Origin of the sequence: Bradyrhizobium sp. SZCCHNPS1003, assembly GCF_032381555.1 — a bacterium.
Taxonomy (GTDB): Bacteria; Pseudomonadota; Alphaproteobacteria; order Rhizobiales; family Xanthobacteraceae; genus Bradyrhizobium.
In genome coordinates, this window is record NZ_JAUHIU010000001.1 from 225,097 (window position 1) to 245,065 (window position 19,969).

The 19,969-nt window shown below is 66.9% G+C and carries 17 protein-coding genes; 3 read left to right on the forward strand and 14 right to left on the reverse strand.

What is annotated here, in order from left to right; all coding sequences use genetic code 11:
- Positions 1-43: 43 nt before the first annotated feature.
- The 9 genes from recN to murC all read right to left on the reverse strand — a co-directional run bounded on the left by recN (position 44) and on the right by murC (position 12,628).
- A complete protein-coding gene (gene recN / locus QX126_RS01065) occupies positions 44-1,717 on the reverse strand; it encodes a DNA repair protein RecN (protein ID WP_315736793.1) in 1,674 nt (557 codons plus the stop codon).
- Between the two features lie 125 nt (positions 1,718-1,842).
- Positions 1,843-2,733: an outer membrane protein assembly factor BamD gene (locus QX126_RS01070; RefSeq protein ID WP_315736792.1), complete on the reverse strand. Its 891-nt coding sequence runs from the start codon at positions 2,731-2,733 to the stop codon at positions 1,843-1,845.
- A gap of 399 nt (positions 2,734-3,132) precedes the next feature.
- Entirely contained in the window at positions 3,133-4,092 is a 960-nt protein-coding gene (gene lpxC / locus QX126_RS01075) for a UDP-3-O-acyl-N-acetylglucosamine deacetylase (RefSeq protein WP_315771405.1), read from the reverse strand.
- 346 nt (positions 4,093-4,438) lie between these two features.
- Positions 4,439-6,277: a cell division protein FtsZ gene (gene ftsZ, locus QX126_RS01080; protein ID WP_315736790.1), complete on the reverse strand. Its 1,839-nt coding sequence runs from the start codon at positions 6,275-6,277 to the stop codon at positions 4,439-4,441.
- Between the two features lie 90 nt (positions 6,278-6,367).
- Positions 6,368-7,687: a cell division protein FtsA gene (gene ftsA, locus QX126_RS01085; protein ID WP_315778776.1), complete on the reverse strand. Its 1,320-nt coding sequence runs from the start codon at positions 7,685-7,687 to the stop codon at positions 6,368-6,370.
- The gene (locus QX126_RS01090; RefSeq protein WP_315736786.1) at positions 7,684-8,739 is read right to left on the reverse strand and encodes a cell division protein FtsQ/DivIB; all 1,056 of its coding nucleotides are present in this window, start codon (positions 8,737-8,739) and stop codon (positions 7,684-7,686) included. Before QX126_RS01090 ends, ftsA begins: the two co-directional genes overlap by 4 nt.
- 273 nt (positions 8,740-9,012) lie before the next feature.
- On the reverse strand, positions 9,013-10,014 hold the full coding sequence (locus tag QX126_RS01095) for a D-alanine--D-alanine ligase (protein WP_315778777.1): 1,002 nt from the start codon (positions 10,012-10,014) through the stop codon (positions 9,013-9,015).
- Between the two features lie 70 nt (positions 10,015-10,084).
- Positions 10,085-11,020, reverse strand: a complete 936-nt coding sequence (murB, locus tag QX126_RS01100) for a UDP-N-acetylmuramate dehydrogenase (RefSeq protein WP_315778779.1) — start codon at positions 11,018-11,020, stop codon at positions 10,085-10,087.
- Positions 11,021-11,224: 204 nt separating this feature from the next.
- On the reverse strand, positions 11,225-12,628 hold the full coding sequence (murC, locus tag QX126_RS01105; protein WP_315778781.1) for a UDP-N-acetylmuramate--L-alanine ligase: 1,404 nt from the start codon (positions 12,626-12,628) through the stop codon (positions 11,225-11,227).
- A gap of 67 nt (positions 12,629-12,695) precedes the next feature.
- Here murC and QX126_RS01110 point away from each other — a divergent pair, with 67 nt between their 5' ends.
- On the forward strand, positions 12,696-12,929 hold the full coding sequence (locus QX126_RS01110; RefSeq protein WP_315736781.1) for a hypothetical protein: 234 nt from the start codon (positions 12,696-12,698) through the stop codon (positions 12,927-12,929).
- 58 nt (positions 12,930-12,987) lie between these two features.
- Positions 12,988-13,725 carry a carbonic anhydrase gene (locus tag QX126_RS01115; RefSeq protein WP_315771395.1) on the forward strand — a complete coding sequence of 246 codons (738 nt, stop codon included), beginning with the start codon at positions 12,988-12,990 and terminating at the stop codon, positions 13,723-13,725.
- Between the two features lie 4 nt (positions 13,726-13,729).
- On the opposite strand, the gene QX126_RS01120 is transcribed toward QX126_RS01115, so the two are convergent.
- A complete protein-coding gene (locus QX126_RS01120; protein WP_315779367.1) occupies positions 13,730-14,395 on the reverse strand; it encodes a helix-turn-helix domain-containing protein in 666 nt (221 codons plus the stop codon).
- On the opposite strand from QX126_RS01120, the gene QX126_RS01125 reads away from it, so the two are divergent.
- Positions 14,390-14,617 carry a hypothetical protein gene (locus QX126_RS01125; RefSeq protein ID WP_315778783.1) on the forward strand — a complete coding sequence of 76 codons (228 nt, stop codon included), beginning with the start codon at positions 14,390-14,392 and terminating at the stop codon, positions 14,615-14,617. The genes QX126_RS01120 and QX126_RS01125 overlap by 6 nt on opposite strands.
- Here the strand turns inward: QX126_RS01125 and murG are convergent.
- The 4 genes from murG to mraY all read right to left on the reverse strand — a co-directional run bounded on the left by murG (position 14,614) and on the right by mraY (position 19,876).
- Complete coding sequence (murG, locus tag QX126_RS01130) at positions 14,614-15,717, reverse strand: undecaprenyldiphospho-muramoylpentapeptide beta-N-acetylglucosaminyltransferase (RefSeq protein WP_315736777.1); 1,104 nt, start codon at positions 15,715-15,717, stop codon at positions 14,614-14,616. The two genes, QX126_RS01125 and murG, sit on opposite strands and share 4 nt — an antisense overlap.
- 44 nt (positions 15,718-15,761) lie before the next feature.
- Positions 15,762-16,913 carry a putative lipid II flippase FtsW gene (gene ftsW / locus QX126_RS01135; protein ID WP_315736776.1) on the reverse strand — a complete coding sequence of 384 codons (1,152 nt, stop codon included), beginning with the start codon at positions 16,911-16,913 and terminating at the stop codon, positions 15,762-15,764.
- Between the two features lie 346 nt (positions 16,914-17,259).
- On the reverse strand, positions 17,260-18,660 hold the full coding sequence (murD, locus tag QX126_RS01140) for a UDP-N-acetylmuramoyl-L-alanine--D-glutamate ligase (protein WP_315778784.1): 1,401 nt from the start codon (positions 18,658-18,660) through the stop codon (positions 17,260-17,262).
- Positions 18,661-18,769: 109 nt separating this feature from the next.
- A complete protein-coding gene (gene mraY, locus QX126_RS01145; protein WP_315736774.1) occupies positions 18,770-19,876 on the reverse strand; it encodes a phospho-N-acetylmuramoyl-pentapeptide-transferase in 1,107 nt (368 codons plus the stop codon).
- Between the last annotated feature and the right edge of the window lie 93 nt (positions 19,877-19,969).

The window sequence follows — 19,969 nt, forward strand, 5'->3', positions numbered from 1 at the left end:
ATGCGCACGCCGGAGCCAAAAGCGTTCGGCCCGATCCCTCGGCTTATGCCGCCGCAGCCTCCAGCAGCCGGTCGGCGGCGGCGCGGGCTTCGGCGGTGACCTCGGCGCCGGCCAGCATGCGGGCGATCTCCTCGCGGCGGTGCAGGGTGGCGAGCGTATTGACCCGGGTGACGACGCGCTTGCCGCGGTCGAGCGCATCCTTGGAGATCAACAAATGCTGGTCCGCCCGCGCCGCGACCTGCGGCGCATGGGTCACGGCCATCACCTGAACCCCGTGCGCGAGCCGCGCCAGCCGGGCGCCGATGGCATCGGCGACCGCGCCGCCAACGCCGGTGTCGATCTCGTCGAACACCAAGGTCGGCGCCGAGCCGCGGTCGGACAGCACGACCTTGAGCGCCAGCAGGAACCGCGACAGCTCGCCGCCCGAGGCGACCTTCATCATCGGGCCCGGCCGCGTGCCCGGATTGGTCTGCACCCAGAACTCGACGCGATCGATGCCCTCCGGCCCCGGCGCTTCGGCGTCGCTGTCGACCTGGGTCATGAACTTGGCGCGTTCGAGCTTGAGCGGGGCGAGTTCGGCATGGACGGCCCGGTTCAGCTTCTCCGCCGACTTGGTCCGCGCCGCCGACAGCTTGGCCGCCGCCGCGGCATAGCGCGCATCAGCCGCCGCCGCCGCCGCTTCCAGCTTCTTCAACTGCTCGGCGCCGGCATCGATCAGGATCACATCGGCGGCATATTTGGCAGCCAAAGCAGCCAGACCGTCCACCGGCGTCGAATATTTGCGCGCGGCCGCGCGCAGCGCGAACAGCCGCTCCTCGATGCGCTCCAGCTCCAGCGGATCGAAATCGGTGGCCGCGAGCGCCACCGTCAGATGCTGATCGGCCTCCTCCAGGGCGTTGATCGCCGAATCGATCGCCCTCACCGCTGGATCGACCAGCGCGGGCGAGCTGACCGCGCGTCGCTCCAGCCGGCGGACCGCCGCAGCCAGCGCGGCAATCGGCGACTGGTTGCCGCTGACGGCATCCTGCGCGTCACGCAGATCGCCTGCGATCTTCTCGCCCTGCATCATGGCGGTGCGGCGGGCGGCGAGCTGCGTCTCCTCGCCCTCCTTTGGCGCCAGCTTCTTCAGCTCGTCCGAGGCATGCCGCAGATAATCGGCCTCGCGGGCCGCGCGCTCCATGCTCGCACGATGCTCATCGAGCGCCGTGACCGCGGTCCGGCGGGCCGCCCAGAGCGCCTCGACCGCGGCGACATCCTTCTCCAGGCCCGCAAAGGCATCCAGCAGCCGGCGGTGGGTGGCGGCATCGACCAGCGCACGTTCGTCATGCTGGCCGTGGATCTCGACCAGGGTGGCGCCGATCGCTTTCAGCGTCTGCACGCTGACCGACTGGTCGTTGATGAAGGCGCGGGTGCGGCCGTCGCCGTATTGAACGCGGCGCAGGATCATCTCGCCATCGGCATCCAGGCCGTTGGCTGCGAGGATCCTGGCGGCGGGATGATCCTTGCCGATCTCGAACACGGCCGTGACCTGCCCCTGGTCGGCGCCGTGGCGCACCAGGCTGGCGTCGCCGCGGCCGCCGAGAGCGAGAGCAAAGGCGTCGAGCAGGATCGACTTGCCGGCACCGGTCTCGCCGGTCAGCACCGCAAGTCCATGGGAAAATTCGAGATCGAGTCGTTCGATCAGGACGATGTCACGGATCGACAGTCGCGCCAGCATGGAACCGAAGTCCTTCGTAACGGGGCGGAACGCCCCTGAGCGAACGACTCGATGCTAGCAGCAAATATAGAACAAAACAAGAATACAGAACAAAGCCAGACCGACCAGCCGATCTGGCCGACCGCTCAGCCGAGGCCCAGCTTCTTGAAGGCCCGGGAGATGTAGGAGCCCTTGTTCTCCTCGGGCTCGACGCCGCCCGACTTCACGAGATTGTAGGCGTCCTTATACCACTTGCTGTCGGGGAAATTGTGCCCGAGCACAGCCGCCGCCGTCTGGGCTTCGCCGACGATGCCGATCGTCATGTAGGCCTCGGTCAGGCGATACAGCGCTTCCTCGACGTGCCGCGTGGTCTGATACTGCGTCACCACCGCCTTGAAGCGGTTGATGGCGGCCGTGTAGTCGCGCTTCTGCATGTAATAGCGGCCGACATCCATCTCCTTGCCGGCGAGCTGGTCGCGGGCGCCCTCCATCTTGGCCTTGGCATTGGTGGCGTATTCGGAGGTCGGATATTTGCGTACCACCTCTTCGAGTGAGGCAATGGCCTTCTCGGTGCGGCCCTGATCGCGGCTGATGTCCGGGATCTGGTCGTAATGCGACGCGGCGATCAGGTATTGCGCATAGGCCGCGTCCGGGCTGCCCGGATGCAACGTCACGTAACGGGTGGCAGCGCCGATGCAGCCGTCGTAGTCGCCGGCCTGATAGGACGCGTAGGCCGACATCAGCAGCGATTTGCGGGCCCAGTCGGAATAAGGATGCTGGCGATCGACCTCCTCGAACTTCTTGGTCGCGCCTTTGACGTCCTTCTTCTCGTTCATCAGGAACAAGCCCTCATTGTAGAGCTTGTCCGCGGGCTCATCGACGAAGGTGTCGTCCTTGGCCAGGAATTTGTCCCAGAGTCCGCCGGTGCCGCAGCCGCTCAACAACGGCGCCAGCAGGATCAGCGACGCGGCGAGGCGGAGCCGGCCGATGCTTGCTGCGGGATGACGGAGGTCGCGCGTGAGACGCTGTATCGACATGCTTCTTAGGAACCCGATGCCTGTGATCTGATCTACGCCGCGCACCATGAAGGTCGCTTCATGACCGCGAAGGAAGAGCCCCGCCAGTGGCACGCATCACGCGGCCCCGGCCTCTCTAGCCGAAAACACTTCATCAACCAACCACATAGGAAGCCAATCCGCCCGGATTAAGGCAAGATCGAGGCTGCCGCCGTGCATCATGGTTACGGCTGAAGAAGCCGTGGGAAAACCTGGAAATGCCGACAGCCCGTCCATGAGGAAGGATGCGGTCGGCAACAATCAATGACAAAAAATTCAGCGTACGAGATCTGCAGCCGAGCAAATACCGACAGCAGAATCGTGTTGCCATCGCGCCCCACGAGGGACGCTATCCGTTCGCTCGAGCCTCGCAGCAGGCGCTCAGGACACGTCCGGACCGTAGGCCGGGGCGACCATGCCACCGACCATGCCACCGACGGCGTCCGCGGCCACACGGGGACGCCGCACGGTCTCGCCTTCGACGATCCGCCAGGCGGTGCGATCGGCCATCAGAGCGGTCAGGACCGCGTGGTTGAGCTTGTGACCACCACGGACCGAACGATAGGTTCCGAGCATCGGCAGGCCGGCCAGCGCCAGATCACCGATCGCGTCCAGCACCTTGTGGCGGACGCATTCGTCCGCATAGCGCAGACCTTCGGGATTGAGCAGACGGTCCTCGTCGAACACCAGCGTGTTGTCGAAGGAGGAGCCGAGCGCGAAACCGGCGCTCCACAGCCGCGACACGTCGCTCATGCAGCCGAAGGTACGGGCGCGGGCGATCTCGCGGCGGAAACGCTCGGGATTGAGTTCGAAATGATAGGCTTGGCGGCCGATCACGGGATTGGTGAAATCGATCTCGGCTTCGACCCGGAAGCCGGAGTTGTTGGGACGCAGCTCGCCCGTCGAGGCACCCATGGTCACCTGGACCGGCTTGAGCACCTGAATGTAACGCCGTGGAGCCGACTGATTGACGATCCCCGCCTGGTCGATGGCAGCGACGAACGGCGCAGCGCTACCGTCCATGATCGGTACCTCAGGGCCGTCGACCTCGATCAGGGCGTTGTCGACACCCATGCCGCGCAACGCGGCGAGAACATGCTCGGCGGTCGAGACCAACGGGCCGTTGCGGTCACCGAGCACCGTCGCGAGCTCGGTCGCGATCACCGAACCGAAGGAGGCCTGGACCTCGCGGTCGGCCCCATCGAGGCCGGTGCGGAGGAACACGATCCCCGCATCGATCGGCGCCGGGCCAATCGTCAGGCTGACAGGCGCACCGGAGTGGACGCCTACACCGGTGACGGTGGCTTGCGAACGAAGCGTTGTTTGCCGGCTGAATTTCATCGACGATCGCCCAAGACCCCGCCTGACCCTTCATCGGTCGCCCCTCGCGAACCGACTCACTTTCAGGCATCCCCAAGTCACGGCAGAACTTAACGAGAGCCCCAAAGAGCGCCAACTCACGCTTCTTTACGGATTGTTACCCCATCTCTGCCGTATTCGCGCCAACCCTTAACCAAACTGGAACGTGGCCTTAACCCTCCTGGTTCCCGATCCAAACACCGAAAGAATAATTAATCATTTAAAATCAGTTAGTTGAAGGGAGATCAGCGCGCGCCGCGAGACCAAAAAAAAGGGCCCGGCTCTCGCGAGCCGGGCCTGTTCAGCACCGTCAGGGCTGTAACAATTCTCAGGTTGCCTGCCGGCGGAGGAAAGCCGGGATATCCAAATGGTCGTCTCCCTGTGGCGCCGGGGACACAGGCGCGGGACGGCCATGGACATCCAGCCCCTGCGGCGCGGGACGGCGGGCATACTCCGAGACGGGCGATTCGTGGCTCGCAACCTGCTGAGCAACGTTCCGCTGCGGCTTCCGTTCCGGCAGGGGCGGCATCTGCGGCATGGCAGGACCCGCGGTCCGCACCGGCAGCAGAGGTTCGGCGTCCTCGTCCCGGCGGCCGAGACCGACATTTGCGAGACGCTGCAGCAGCGACATCCGGGTCTTCTGCGGATGCTCGTCGCCCTCGTCGCCCCTCGCCTGACGAATCTCGGCCTGGGCCGGCATCGGCAGGTCCTCGAACTTCGGCATGCGCGGCGCGCGAACCGGAACCCGTTCGGCGGCCTGCGGAATGAAGGTCTCGGGCAAGGCCGCCGGCTCGATCGGAGCCGCGCGCTGCGCCTCGGGCTCCGGGAACAGCGACGGCTTCTGTGCAATCGGGCGCACCGTCACATCGCCATAGGACGCTGCCTGCGCCGGGGCAGCCGACGGACCGGGCTCGCTTGCCATCGCGGCCGCGACGGCGGCCAGCGTATCGCGCTCGAGATTCGGCGCCGGACGCGGCGCAGGCGCCATCGGCGCGGGTGCCGGAGCGGCGACGGCCGGAGCCTGCGACGCCTGCTGCTCGAGCTTGGCGGCGCGTTCAGCCAGGCGCTGATTGTCGGCGCGCAGGCGCGCGGTCAGATCGGCGAGGCGGCTTTCAGGAAGACCCGCAACAGCGGTCGGGGCGGCGGCAATCGGAGCGACAGCCGCCGCCGGCTGTGAGGTCGTAACGTTCCGGTTGAACTGCGCCTGCTCGATGCCGGTGGCAACCACCGACACCCGGATCAGGCCGTCCAGCGATTCGTCGAAGGTGGCGCCGACGATGATGTTGGCGTCCTGGTCGACCTCCTCGCGGATGCGGGTCGCGGCTTCGTCGACCTCGAACAGCGTGAGGTCCTTGCCGCCGGTGATCGAGATCAGGAGACCACGGGCGCCCTTCATCGAGGAATCGTCGATCAGCGGGTTCGCGATCGCGGCCTCGGCCGCGGTCAGCGCGCGCTTGTCCCCGGAGGCCTCGCCGGTGCCCATCATCGCCTTGCCCATCTCACGCATGACGGCGCGGACGTCGGCGAAGTCGAGGTTGATCAGGCCTTCCTTGACCATCAGGTCGGTGATGCAGGCGACGCCGGAATAGAGCACCTGGTCGGCCATCGCGAAGGCGTCCGCGAAGGTGGTCTTCTCGTTGGCGACCCGGAACAGGTTCTGGTTCGGGATGATCAGCAGCGTGTCGACGACCTTGTGCAGCTCCGAGATGCCCGATTCTGCGGTGCGCATGCGGCGCGCGCCTTCGAAGTGGAACGGCTTGGTGACGACGCCCACGGTGAGGATGTTCATCTCGCGCGCGGTCTTGGCGATGACCGGAGCTGCACCGGTGCCGGTTCCGCCGCCCATGCCGGCGGTCACGAACACCATGTTGGCGCCCGAGAGGTGATCGCGGATCTCGTCGATCACCTCCTGTGCGGCGGCGGCGCCGACATCCGGCTGCGAGCCGGCGCCGAGGCCCTGGGTCACCTGCGTGCCCATCTGGATGATGCGCTGCGCCTTGGACATGGTCAGCGCCTGCGCGTCAGTATTGGCGACGACGAAGTCGACGCCCTGAAGGCCAGCCGTGATCATGTTGTTGACGGCGTTGCCGCCCGCGCCGCCGACCCCGAACACGGTGATCCGGGGCTTCAGCTCGTGGATATCAGGAGGGGTAATAGTGAGTGCCATGATTGCCTCTCGATCACGCGCGGGTGGGTTCGCCCCGGCCGCCGGCCGCGGTTGGTGTTGTTGGAAATCGCATGGGATGGAAACCGGTCATCAGAAGCCCTCGCGTAGCCATCGTCCGACCTTTCCGAAGTAGCCGTCGGTTCCTGTCCCGACCTGCCGCGTATGCCGCGGTTCGACATGTTCGAGGTGCGCGTATTGCGGATAGACCAGCAGCCCCGTCGGCACCGCGAAGGCGGCGTTCTTGGCCTCGTTGGGAAGACGGCCGAAGCCAAGCGGGCGGCCGACACGCACCGGGCGGTCGAGGATCCGGGTCGCAAGCTCGACCAGCCCCGTCAGCTGGGAGGCGCCTCCGCTGAGGACGACGCGCGCCTTGGGTTCTGCCGCAAAGGGCGAATCCTTCAGCCGGTCGCGGACCATTTCAAAAATCTCCTCTGCGCGGTGCCTGACGATGTTCGCGATGGTGGCGCGGGACACGATCTGCGGAACATCCCGCTCGTTGTCACCGGCCGTCGGAACAGACATCAACTCACGCGCGTCGGACCCGCCAGTCAGCACCGTGCCATATAACGTCTTGATTCGCTCGGCATCTGCAATGCACGCTGATAGTCCGCGCGCAAGATCCATGGTCACGTGATGCCCGCCGAGCGCAAAACCGGAGGCATGGACGAAGCGGCCGCCGGAATAGATCGCGATCGTCGTGGTGCCCGCCCCCATCTCGACCACGGCAGCGCCGAGATCGGCCTCGTCGTCGGTCAGCACCGACAACCCGGCAACATACGGGCTTGCCGCGATGGCCTCGACGTTGAGATGGCAACGCTCCACCACGAGCATCAGGTTCTTGGCCACGGTGGCGTCGGTCGTGACCACGTTCATGTCGACGCCGAACTGCCGCGCCAGCATGCCGCGGGGGTCGCGGATGCCCTTCACGCCATCGAGCGTGTAGCCGACGGGCAAGGCATGCAGCACCGCGCGCCCGTCGCCGGTGGCGTGATGCATGCCGGTTGAGGTCACGCGGCTGACATCGGCCTGGGTCACGGCGCCGCCGCGAATGTCCGAGGTGGCCTCGATCAGATGGCCCATGACGCGGCCGCCGGCGACCGGCAGCAGCACGGACTCGACCCGCACCCTGGCCATGCGCTCGGCCAGCGCGACCGCCTGCCGCACGGCCTGCTCGCATTCGACGGGATCGACGACGGCGCCGGCCTTGACGCCGCGCGACTGGATCTGGCTGTAGCCGATCAGCTCGACCGTGTGGGTGCGGCCGCGCAGCGCGTCGCTCGGCGGCGCCGGCTTCAGCCGCGCGATCATGCAGGCGATCTTGCTGGTGCCGACATCGAGAGAGGCCACAAGCGCGGTGCGCTTCTGGCCCATCGGGCGCGTCTTCGGAGTCTGGCGATCGAAGCCGGTCATGCGTCACCGGCCTTCTTCTTGGACTTCTTGTCCTTGAACAGCTCGTCGTGCGCCTTCGCTGCGTCCTCGGACAGTTGCACCGTCAGGCGGTCCGGCAGCCGCAAGTCGATGGCGACGATGTCGCGTGAGAACAGCCGATCGTCCTGATCGAGCTGGGTCAGGGTGGCGAGCGCGTTGCCGACATCGTGCTCGGGCAGGCGAATGTCGAGGCCGTCCTTGGTACGCAGGTTCCAGCGCCGCTCGCCGACGAACACGGCGGCCTTGGTGACGGCGCGCACCTGCGGGTAGCGGGCGAGCAGCGCCAGGAAATCGCGCGCGCGGCTCTCGGCCCCCTTGCCGACCACCAACGGCAGCGTCAGGAAACGGCGCGAGACATATTGCTCGAGCACGGCGCCGTCATCGGCGATGACCGAGAGGCGGCCCTCCTGCTGCCAGAGCGCGAACGCCTTGCGCTCGACGACGTCGATCTGCAGCTGGTTCGGAAAGAACTTCTGCACCGTGGCGTCGGCGATCCAGGGGTTGGCCTTGAGCCTGTCGCGCACGGCGGCGGCATCAAGGAACAGCAACGAGGAGCGGCCGGTGACGCCGCCGACGGCGAGGATCTCGTCCTGGGTGAGCTGCTTGCGGCCGTTGATCGCGACGGCCGTGATGCGGAAGCCGGCCGCATTGGCCAGGGCATTGCGGGTGTCGGACAGGGCCGCGCTGACGTCCTGGGCGTGGCCGCCCTTGACGATGCCGAGCCAGACGCTGCCGAACAAGAGCACCACGGTCGCCACGGTGCCGAGCCGGCGCGGCAGATAGCGCTCGACGAGCTCGACCACGCGCGGCGGCGCCTCGCGCTCGACCATCGGCGCGAGCGCGGCCTGCATCGGCGCAAGATCTCTTCGGGTCGACCGCCGGCCCAGAGGTTGCTTCGTGTATCCCCGCGCGAAGCGGACACGCGGAAGGCGGGCCGAGACATACTCGCGCAGCAGGATTGCCGCGCCAAGGGCAGCGGCTTTCAGGTTCGCTTGAGGCCTCTGCGATCGAGCGAGGCGTCCTGCACCATCCATTGCACGAGCTCATCAAACTGTTGCGCCCGCAGATACTCGCGGACCCGCGCCTGCGCTCCCGGCCGGCCGGACACTGGTGACGTCACGACCCGGCAGCCGAGCACCACTGAGGCGCCAGCGTTAACCTTCGGACGTCCTGGTAAACAAAAAGTAAAATCGGTCCGGAGAGACGAATTTTTTCTCCGATTTATGAGGACCTTGCCCGGAATTCTTAAGCATTTTACGGGTTACAGGAACCACCGGGGGACGCCGGGCCGGGTTCCTGCGGGGCGCCTACCGAACGCGGGATCGACGGCTGCGCCCCTCCGCCAAGGCGATCTGCTGATTGAGGAAATCGACAAAAGCGATCCCGTGCGCCGCGAGCGCCTTGGGGTACAGCGAGGCCGCGGTCAGCCCGGGCAGCGTATTGGTCTCCAGATAAACGGGACCATTGGCCGAGACGATGAAGTCGGTTCGCGAATAGCCGCCGCAGGACAGCGCGCGATGCGCCTTGATCGCCTCCGTCTGCAGCGCGGCCGTCACCTCCGGACTGAAGCGGCCGGGACAGATCTCCTTCGTCGCCGCGGCGAGGTACTTCGCGAAATAGTCGAAGGCGCCGTCTGCGGGGAGGATCTCGATCGGCGGCAGCGCGATCAGCGATCCATCGGCCTGTTCGAGCACGCCGCAGGTCGCCTCCGTCCCGGTGACGAAGGGCTCGATCAGATACTCCTCGGTCGCGGCTGCCGCTTTAACGGCAACGAGGTCCTGGCTGGCGTTGACGAAGATCAGCCCGAAGCTCGATCCATCCTTCACCGGCTTGGCGATCAGCCTGCCGTAGCGCGCCAGCGCCGCTTCGGCGTCATCGAGCGCGACGCCCTCGGCCGCCGTCACCCCGCCGAGCACGGCGAAGCGCTTCGCCGCGACCTTGTCGAAGGCGAGGTGCGAGGCGGCCGAGCTCGAGCCGGTGAACGGCACGCCGCGAAGCTCGCACATCAGTTGAAGCTCGCCATTCTCCGCCCGGCCACCGTGGAGACCGAGCACCAGAACCCGATCCTCGGCCCTGGCGCGATCGAGAGCCTCGACGAGCGTCCCGATCCGGGGGCCATCGGCGGTGAACGGCTCCTCGAACGGCTTCGCATGCGCGACCAGCGCCGTGCCACTCGCCTGATGCACCGTGTCGTCGGCCTCCCAGAACCAGAGGTCAGCCTCGGGCAGCGCGGCATGCAGCGCCTTGGTGCTGGCGACCGAGACGAGGCGCTCCTTGTTGGAGCCGCCGAACAAAATCGTGGTGCGCATCAATGTCTTCTCGGTTGATCTCACAACCGCAGTCGCGATTGCGCTGACGTCACTTGAGCAAGCGGGGCGATCAGCTCGCCTTGACTCCGATCCGCTTGATCTCCCACTGCAGCTCGATGCCCGAACTCGCCTTGACCCGCGCACGCACGGTCTCGCCGAGCGTCTCGATGTCCTCGGCCGTGGCATCGCCGGTGTTGATCAGGAAGTTGCAGTGCATTTCGGAAACCTGGGCGCCGCCGACCTTGAGGCCGCGGCAGCCCGCGGAATCGACCAGCTTCCAGGCGGAATGTCCGGGCGGATTCTTGAAGGTCGAGCCGCCGGTCTTCTCGCGGATCGGCTGCGCCGTCTCACGATGCGCCTGCACCTCGGCCATGCGCGCCCGGATCGCCTCCGGCGCCGACGGCGTGCCGCGGAAGCGCGCTGCCGTGAAGATCAGCGACGGATCGACGCCGCTCGCACGATAGGTGAACTTCATCTCGGCATTGTTGAAGAGACGGGTCTCCCCGCTGCGGTCGATCGCAATCGCCTCGACCAGGATGTCCTTGGTCTCGCCGCCATTGGCGCCGGCATTCATCCGCAACGCGCCGCCGATCGTGCCGGGGATGCCGAACAGGAATTCGAGGCCGGCGAGATTGGCGGATGCTGCGACCTCGGCCACGCGCTTATCGAGCGCAGCCGTCCCGGCCGTGACGATGTCGCCTTCCGCCTTGACCTCACCGAACGCGCGCGGCGCCAAGCGGATGACGATGCCGGGCACCCCGCCGTCGCGCACGATGAGGTTGGAACCGACGCCAATGACGGTGACCGGCAGATCGGCTGGAAGCCGCCTCAGGAAATAAGCGAGGTCGTTGGCATCGGCCGGCGTGAACAACACCTGCGCCGGACCGCCGACGCGAAACCATGTGAACGGCGCCAGGGTCTCATTGGCCAGCAGCCGCCCGCGCAGCTCCGGCATGACGGCTTTGAGGTCGGGGGTGATGTCGGGGGTGATGTCGGGGAAGGTCATGCGGCCGCTCTCGCATCGTGCCCCGACATCGTCAGGGTCGGCACGCACTCTCCGTTCCCTCCCCCCTTGTGGGAGAGGGTCAGGAAGGGGGGTGAGCCCCAGGCGCCGGCGCTCGTGGTACCCCCCTCTCCACCTCTCCTCCACAAGGGGAGAGAGAGCAGAGCGTGCCGTGTGGCAGGGACCCGCTTCGTCAAGCTCACCTGGTCACCCCAGCGCCTTGAGCTCGTTGGGAAGCGCGTAGGCCCATTGCGTGATGTTGCCGGCGCCGAGGCAGACGACGAGATCGCCCGGCTTGGCGAGGCCCTTGACGATGCCGGCGAGGTCCGCGGCCTTCGGCAGCGGCACCACGTCGCGATGGCCGTGGGCGCGCAGGCCGAGCACGAAATGGTCGCGATCGACGCCTTCGATCGGCGCCTCACCAGCCGGATAGACATCGGCGACGACGACTGCGTCGGCGTCGTTGAAGCAGGTGCAGAACTCCTCGAACAGGGACTGCAGGCGGGTGTAGCGATGCGGCTGCACCACGGCGATGATCTTGCCGTTGGTGGATTCGCGCGCCGCCTTCAGCACGGCCGCGATCTCGACCGGGTGATGGCCGTAATCGTCGATCACGGTCACGCCATTCCATTCGCCGGTGCGGGTGAAGCGGCGCTTGACGCCGCCGAAGCCGGCAATCGCCTTGCGGATCGCCTCGTCGGACAGGCCAAGCTCCCGCGCGACCGCGATGGCCGCCGTTGCATTCGAGGCGTTGTGCCGGCCGGGCATCGGCAGCGCGATGTCGGCAATCTCGTGCGTCGCGCCGCTCTTGCGATTGCGGAACACCACCTTGAAGCGAGAGCCGCCGCCCATCGGCGTGAGATCGACGAGGCGCACATCGGCCTGCGGGTTGACGCCGTAGGTGATGATCCGGCGGTCCTCGATCTTGCCGACCAACGTTTGCACCACCGGGTGATCGATGCACATCACGGCAAAGCCGTAGAACGGCACGTTCTCGACGAAGGTGCGGAACGCCTCCTGCACGGCGTCGAAGGTCTTGAAGTGATCGAGATGCTCGGGATCGACATTGGTGACGATGGCGACATCCGCCGGCAGCTTCAGGAAGGTGCCGTCGCTCTCGTCCGCCTCGACCACCATCCACTCGCCGCCGCCGAGCCGCGCATTGGTGCCGTAGGCATTGATGATGCCGCCATTGATGACGGTGGGATCGAGCCCGCCGGCATCAAGCAGCGCCGCAACCATCGAGGTCGTCGTGGTCTTGCCATGGGTCCCGGCGATGGCGACGCAGCTCTTCAGCCGCATCAGCTCGGCCAGCATCTCGGCCCGCCGCACCACGGGGATGCGCTGGGCGCGCGCGGCCATCAGCTCGGGATTGTCGCGCTTGATCGCGGTGGAGACGACGACCACATCCGCGCCGGCGACGTTCTCGGCCTTGTGGCCGACGCTGACGGTGATGCCCTTCTCGCGGAGCCGCGCGACATTGGCGTTGTCGGAGGCGTCCGAGCCCTGCACCGTGTAGCCGAGATTGCACAGCACCTCGGCGATGCCGCTCATGCCGATGCCGCCGATCCCGACGAAGTGGATGGGTCCGATCTCGCGCGGCAGTCTCATGGGGCGTCTCGTCTCAAGGGTTCCGGGCGCCCGGCGGAGGGGCGCGACCGCGAATCATCAGCCCTTCTTGCAAGACATGACCGGCCTGGACAAGTCCGCCCCGGCCGTAAACATCGCCAAATTCGCAGGCGCCCGCCCGATTTTGGCCGATTTTGGCAGCTTCGCGGCCGCGATGGGCGAGCAGTTCCCGCCGGGGATGCCCGCTTCACAAATTGTTAAGCGCGATCCCACGCAAACCCGTCCCAACGGGATACCTGCAATTTTTGCGCGTTCACCGCGTCAGTTCGCGTGGCATGGGTAGTGCCGCGGCCGGCGTGCCGGTCGCGCATCTTTCAACTCTTGATGGAGAATCCCCGCCGATGTGCTCGCTGTGTGAAACGCACCCTCCCGTATTGTCCCGCCGTCGGCTGCTCGGCGGCGGCGCAGTGCTGGCTGCCGCGGCGCTCGGCGCGCTTCCGGCGTTTGCGAAGGAAGCCAAGCAGACGAGCGACATCGCAACACCCCCCAACGCGATCTCGCCGGACGACGCGATGAAGCGCATCGTCGATGGCAACGCGCGCTACGTCGCCGGCAATCTCGACAACAAGGATTTCTCGGCCGGCCGCGCGGCGCGCGCCGCGGCACAGTACCCGATCGCCGCGATCGTGAGCTGCGCCGATGCACGGGTCGCGCCGGAGCTGGTGTTCGATCAGGGGCCCGGTGAGCTGTTCGTGGTCCGGGTCGCCGGCAATTTCGTCAACGACGACGGTCTCGCCAGCCTCGAATATGGCGTCAAGTTCCTCGGCACGCCTCTCGTGCTGGTGCTTGGTCACAGCGGCTGCGGCGCCATCGATGCCACGATCAAGGTGCTCAAGGACGGCACCAAGCTGCCTGGCCACCTGCCCGCCCTGATCAATGCGCTCAAACCCGGCGTCGAGGCCGCGATCGCGAAGAAGCCGCAGGACCTGCTGGCCGAGGCCACCGCGGAGAACGTGCGCAACAATGTCCGGCGCCTGTCGACCGCCAAGCCGATCGTCGGCCGCATGGTCGCCGAGGGCAAGGTGAAGATCGTCGGCGGCATCTATGACATCGGCTCCGGCCGGGTCACGATGATCTGACGCGTCAAGCTGGCCGCAGCGCGCGATCCGCACGCGCGGCTGCGGCCGCGAGCCAGCACACCTGGTGGCAGAACCAGGCCTCCACGGAAGCCACGAAATCCGGCATCAGCGTCAGATGCCGGCGCCCGTCGCCAAAGCGCAGCAGACCGCGCTCCTCCATTGTCGCCAGCAGATTGCGGATATGGGAGCGCGAGACGCCCAGCGAGGTCGCAAGCTCCGCCGTCGAAATCTCGACGGCCTCGCGCCCAGCGGCGGAACGGGCGACGAGTGTCAGCGCCAGATGGATGCCGCTGTCGTGCTCGTCGGTCCAGGCGAGATCGGGAAATCCCGTCAGGGGCCGGTTGTCGCGGCAGAGCCAGCTCGCACATTGCCGGATCGTCTCCGCGTAGAACGCGGCGTCGTCCTGCAGACGAAGGCTCAGTCCGTCGGCATGCGTCAACCGCGCGTGGCAATCCAGATGCATGGCAAGCCAGCCTCGCAGACCCTCGAGGATGACGGCGCCTGGCACCAGATAGCGGATGCGGGCGTCCCCGGGATCGCGCTCGACGGTCACCAGCGACAGACCGCGCAAAAGCGCGACGAACGCCGCCGTCTGCCGCGGACCCGGCAGCCGCATCTGCAGGCGCGTCAGGGTCGGCCGCTCGGCCGGTTTGCGCGCCGACACGTGCATCATCACGATGTGCGCAGCAATTTCCGTCGGGGCGCGCTGACCGAACAGCTTGATCATCAGGCGCTGACCGCGCAGGGGCGCAATCAGCTGATCGCAAAATCCGACGAACACGGGCACGAAGGACGGATGGCGTCGCAAACGCATCGGATGATCATCCGCCGCGATGGCGCCCTGGTCAGCGCTCCGGTTCGTCATCGCATCACCGCGCACTCGATCAACTAGAGCGCCGCCGTCCTGATCACGAGGTCGGCCAGCCGCTCGGCGGCATCGAGCCGCCCGGCCGCGCGCGCAGCCTGGGCCATCGCTGCGAGACGCGTGGGCTCGGCGGCGAGCGCCGAGATCTCGGAGGCCAGCCTGTCGGAGGTGAATTCGCTCTGCACGATCCGGATCGCGGCGTTCGCGTCCGAGAGCACGCCGGCATTGGCAAACTGGTCCTGGTCGATGGCGCCCGGCAGCGGCACCAGGATCGAAGGACGGCCGATCGCGGCGAGCTCGGCGACGGTACCGGCGCCGGAACGCGAGATCACGAGGTGATTGGCGGCAAGCCGCGCCGGCAGGTCGGTGAAGAAGGGTTGCAGGTCGGCATTGATCTTGAGCCGGTCATAGACCGCGCGCACCCGCGCCATGTCCTCCTGCCGCACCTGCTGGGTCAGCACCAGTCGGTCCCAGAGGGCCGGCTCCAGCCGCTCGATCGCGCCGGGCACGATGTCGCTCATGATGCGCGCGCCCTGGCTGCCGCCGACGACGAGCAGCCGCAACGGGCCCGAAGTCTCCGGCGCCACATAGGGCATGGCCGCCGCTTCGAGGATGGCGGGACGCATCGGCGTGCCGACCGTGGTGGTCTTCGCCGAAAGCGCCGGATCGCGGTCGAGCACGCCAGGCAGCGACGTCGCGATCGCCTTCACATGCGCGGACAGGAAACGGTTGGCGCGGCCGAGCACGGCGTTGGCGTCGTGGATCAGGCTGGGCACGCCGGCGAGCCGCGCCGCCAGCAGCGGCGGCACGGTCGGATAGCCGCCGAAGCCGATCACGGCCGCGGGCTTGAGCCGCCGCATCAGGTTGAAGGCCGCGATGGTGCCGCTGCCGAGCAGCAGCGCGGTGCGGGCCAGCGCCAACGGCGAACGGCTGCGCACGGTCTCGCTCGGCACCACGTCGATCATGTCCGGGGTGAACAGGCCGCTGTATCGCAGCGCGCGCTCATCGGTGACGAGACGGACGCGATAGCCGCGCCTGATCAGCTCGACACCGAGCGCTTCAGCAGGAAACAGATGGCCGCCGGTGCCGCCGGCCGCGAGCAGAATGAGAGGCGCGGTTGAGGTCATGCGCTTGTTTACAGGCAATGTGCGGTCATTGCGAGCCAGGCGGCCTAGGCGTAATTGCGCAGCGCGCCGGCTGCGTCGCCGGCCTCGACCTCCATCCGCGGCCGCTGTCGGGTCAGCGCCAGCATCATGCCGACGCCATAGGCCAGCGACACGATCGAGGAGCCACCGTAGGAGATGAAGGGCAAGGTCATGCCCTTGGCCGGGATCAGCTGCAGGTTGACTGAGATGTTGATGGCCGCCTGGATGCCGAACAGGATCGCCAGACCCGAGGCCGCGAAGCGCGCAAAGCCGTCCTCGGTCGCATAGGCGCGCGACAGCGTGCGGATCACGATGAAGGCGAACAGCGCGACCAGCGCCAGGCACAGGATGATGCCGAACTCCTCGGCGGCGACCGCGAACACGAAATCGGTGTGGCTGTCCGGCAGGCTGCGCTTGGCGATGCCCTCGCCCGGCCCCAGCCCGAACCAGCCGCCGTTGGAGAACGCCTCCATCGCGGTGTCGACCTGGAAGGTGTCGCCCGATGCCGGGTTCATGAAGCGCTTGATGCGGCCGGCGACGTGCGGGACCAGCAGATAGGCGCCGAACAGACCAGCGGCCGCGGCGCCGGCGAGGCCCGCGACCCAGATCATGCGCATGCCGGCGATGAAGAACAGCGAGCCCCAGACCATCAGGACCAGCATGGTCTGGCCGAAATCCGGCTCCATCACCAAGAGCGACACGAGCATCATCAGCAGCACCAGCGCCATCGTGGTCGCCGGCATGTCGGGCCGCCGCGCCGATTCCGAGAACAGCCAGGCGGAAACCACGACGAAGGCTGGCTTCGCGGCCTCGGACGCCTGGATGTTGACGCCGATCAGCGTGATCCAGCGCCGCGAGCCCTTCACCTCCGGCCCGATCGCGAGCGTCAGCACGATCAGCACGATGGCGACCGCGAACACCACCAGCGCGCTGCGCCGGATCTGGCGCGGCGACAGGAAGGAGACGCCGATCAGCACGATGAAGGACGGCAGCAGGAACAGGACGTGGCGGTTGAAGAAGTGAAACGGATCGAGCCCGATCCGGGTCGCGACCGGAGGGCTGGCCGCCAGCGACAGGATCACCCCGCACAGCATCAAGGCGAGGATGGCGCCGAGCAGCGGGCGGTCCACCGTCCACCACCAGTCGGACAGCGGATTGCGTTCTTCACGGGAGAGCATCGGGCGTCCACCTGAGGCCTTAAGGAATCAGACCATTGGCGCCCAGGATGGTTATTGAAGGGTTAAGGATTCCTCCGCTGTCGTCCCGGACAAGCCGTGACGCGCCAGCGCGTCGCGGCGCCGATCCGGGACCCATACGCCGCGGCCATCGTGAACGGACAAAATGCCAACGACCCGCGTGCCTCAAACCGCTTCATGGGGGTATGGGTCCCGGCGTTCGCCGGGACGACACCGGTGTGTGCTGCTGCAGATGCGCGTCGTATCGTTCAAGCGTCCGGCCTGCTGAGCAAACACCGTCATCCTCCGCGCAGAGGAGAATCCAACACACCGTACCGTCGCGATGAAGCTACGCCACCGGGTTCACGCCCGGCAGAGCCTGCACCAGCTCGCGGAAGCGCGTGCCGCGGATCTCGAAGTTGCGGAATTGGTCGAACGAAGCGCAGGCCGGCGACAGCAGGACCACGGCCTCCTTCAGGCCGGAGGCTTCAGCGTCTGCAGCCGCCTGCGCCACCGCGATCTCCAGCGTGCCGGACATCTCGTGCGCCACCTTGTCACCGAGCGTGCCGGCAAACTCCGCGGCCGCCTCGCCGATCAGATAGGCCTTGCGGATGCGCGGGAAGAAGCCCGCGAGGCTGGTGATGCCGCCGGCCTTGGGCTTGCCGCCGGCGATCCAGAAGATGTCGGCGAAGGACGACAATGCGTGCGCGGTCGCGTCCGCGTTGGTGCCCTTGGAGTCGTTCACGAACAGCACGTTGGCTCGGCGGCCGACCTGCTCCATACGATGCGCCAAGCCGGGAAAGCTGCGCAGCCCCTGCTGCAGGACGTCCTCCTTGACACCGAGCGCGAGCGCAGTCGCCGCCGCGCAGGCCGCATTCTGCGCATTGTGCTGGCCGCGCAGCGAGCCGATGCCACCGAGCCGCACAACCTCGCTGCGCGCCCCGCCTGAGCTGCGCAGGATGGTCTCGTGCTCGACATACAGCCCGTCAGCCAGCGGATTTTTGACCGAGATGCGCACGACGCGCTTGCCAGCCTGGTCGAGCCGGTCGGCGATCGCGCGCGAAAAACCGTCGTCGACGCCGACGATCGCGGTGCCTTGCGGCTTCACGCCGGCGACAAGGCGCTCCTTCACGGCCGCGTAGTTCTCGATCGTGCCGTGACGGTCGAGATGGTCCTCGCTGACGTTGATCAGGATGCCGACGCTCGGATCGAGCGAGGGCGTGAGGTCGATCTGGTAGGACGACATCTCGATGACGTGGACGCGGCCCATGCGCGCAGGCTCGAGCGACAGGATCGCGGTGCCGATATTGCCGCCCATCTGGGCGTCGTAGCCGGCGACGCGCATCAGATGCGCGATCAGCGCGGTCGTGGTCGACTTGCCGTTGGTGCCGGTGATGGCGACGAACGGCGCATCCGGCGCGTGCCGCCTGCGCTCGCGACAGAACAGCTCGATGTCGCCGATCACCTCGACGCCGGCCTCGCGTGCCCTGAGCACGCTCCAATGCGGCACGGGATGGGTCAGCGGCACGCCCGGCGCCAGCACCAGCGCGGCGAAGTTCGCCCAGGAGACGGTGCGCAGATCGGCGGTGATGAAACCCGCCTTCGCCGCTTCCGTCATCCGATCGGCGCCGTCGTCGGCCGCGATCACTTCGGCGCCGCCGGCCCGCAGGGCATGACACGAAGCCAGCCCCGAGCCGCCGAGTCCGAACACGGCGACGGTCCTGCCGGCGAATGAGGTGACGGGGATCATGGGAAGAACTCCGTCGTTCCGGACACCGCGCAGCGCTGATCCGCAATCTCGGGATTCCGGGTTCGCGCTGCGCGCGCCCCGGAATGACAATCCATGGCATACGGACCCATCAGCGCAGCTTCAGCGTCGAGAGACCGACCAGCGCCAGCATCACCGAGATGATCCAGAACCGGATCACGATCTGCGGCTCGGTCCAGCCGAGCTGTTCGAAATGGTGATGGATCGGCGCCATCCTGAAGATGCGCTTGCCGGTCAGCTTGAACGACGCGACCTGCACGATCACCGACACTGCTTCCAGCACGAACAGGCCGCCGATCACCGCCAGCACGATCTCGTGCTTCACGGCGACCGCGATCGAGCCGAGCATCCCGCCGAGCGCGAGCGAGCCGGTGTCGCCCATGAAGATCGAGGCGGGCGGCGCGTTGAACCAGAGGAAGCCTAAGCCCGCGCCCAACACCGCGCCGCAGAGCACGGCGAGCTCGCCGGTGCCCGCGACGTAGTGGATCTGCAGATAGTCGGAGAACACGGCATTGCCGACGAGGTAGGCGATCAGACCGAAGCTCGCCGAGGCAATCATCACCGGCACGATCGCAAGGCCGTCGAGGCCATCGGTCAGGTTGACGGCATTGCCTGCGCCGACGATGACGAAGGCGCCAAAGATGACATAGAGCCAGCCGAACTTGAAGACGAGGTCCTTGAAGAAGGGAATCGCCAGCCCTGTCGAGGATGGATCGCGGCCGAGGCGAACCAGCGCATAACAGGCGACCAGCGCGATTGCAGCCTCGATCAGCAACCTGAGGCGGCCAGCGAAGCCCGAATGCGACTGCTTGGTGACCTTCAGATAGTCGTCATAGAAGCCGACGAAGCCGAAGCCGAGCGTGACCGCGAGCACGATCCAGACATAGGGATTGAGCGGATTGGCCCACAGCACGGTGGAGACGACGAGCCCCGAGAGGATCATCAGCCCCCCCATCGTGGGCGTACCCTTCTTGCTGATGATATGCGATTGCGGGCCGTCGGTGCGGATCGGCTGGCCTTTGCCTTGACGCAGCCTGAGATGATCAATGATCCAGGGGCCGAACAGGAACACGAACAGCGCGCCGGTGACGACGGCGCCGCCGGTCCGGAAGGTGATGTAACGGAACACGTTCAAGAGCCCGCGAAACACCGAAAGGCTCGGAAACGTATTCGTCAGCTCGATCAACCAGTAGAACATCCAACCCGCCTATGCCGCCTCACCGAGACTAAGCCACGCCAACACGGTTGCTCGTGCGCGAATCCGGTCCAGTCTCTTTTAACCATGAACGGG

Coding starts and splice junctions, on each gene's coding strand:
- murD (WP_315778784.1), bottom strand. CDS start 18,660: ATGATCCCCGTCACCTCATTCGCCGGCAGGACCGTCGCCGTGTTCGGA.
- QX126_RS01090 (WP_315736786.1), bottom strand. CDS start 8,739: ATGGATGGTGCAGGACGCCTCGCTCGATCGCAGAGGCCTCAAGCGAAC.
- murC (WP_315778781.1), bottom strand. CDS start 12,628: ATGAGACTGCCGCGCGAGATCGGACCCATCCACTTCGTCGGGATCGGC.
- recN (WP_315736793.1), bottom strand. CDS start 1,717: ATGCTGGCGCGACTGTCGATCCGTGACATCGTCCTGATCGAACGACTC.
- QX126_RS01120 (WP_315779367.1), bottom strand. CDS start 14,395: ATGCACGTGTCGGCGCGCAAACCGGCCGAGCGGCCGACCCTGACGCGC.
- murB (WP_315778779.1), bottom strand. CDS start 11,020: ATGACCTTCCCCGACATCACCCCCGACATCACCCCCGACCTCAAAGCC.
- QX126_RS01095 (WP_315778777.1), bottom strand. CDS start 10,014: ATGCGCACCACGATTTTGTTCGGCGGCTCCAACAAGGAGCGCCTCGTC.
- ftsA (WP_315778776.1), bottom strand. CDS start 7,687: ATGACCGGCTTCGATCGCCAGACTCCGAAGACGCGCCCGATGGGCCAG.
- QX126_RS01115 (WP_315771395.1), top strand. CDS start 12,988: ATGTGCTCGCTGTGTGAAACGCACCCTCCCGTATTGTCCCGCCGTCGG.
- lpxC (WP_315771405.1), bottom strand. CDS start 4,092: ATGAAATTCAGCCGGCAAACAACGCTTCGTTCGCAAGCCACCGTCACC.
- ftsW (WP_315736776.1), bottom strand. CDS start 16,913: ATGCTCTCCCGTGAAGAACGCAATCCGCTGTCCGACTGGTGGTGGACG.
- QX126_RS01070 (WP_315736792.1), bottom strand. CDS start 2,733: ATGTCGATACAGCGTCTCACGCGCGACCTCCGTCATCCCGCAGCAAGC.
- mraY (WP_315736774.1), bottom strand. CDS start 19,876: ATGTTCTACTGGTTGATCGAGCTGACGAATACGTTTCCGAGCCTTTCG.
- murG (WP_315736777.1), bottom strand. CDS start 15,717: ATGACCTCAACCGCGCCTCTCATTCTGCTCGCGGCCGGCGGCACCGGC.
- ftsZ (WP_315736790.1), bottom strand. CDS start 6,277: ATGGCACTCACTATTACCCCTCCTGATATCCACGAGCTGAAGCCCCGG.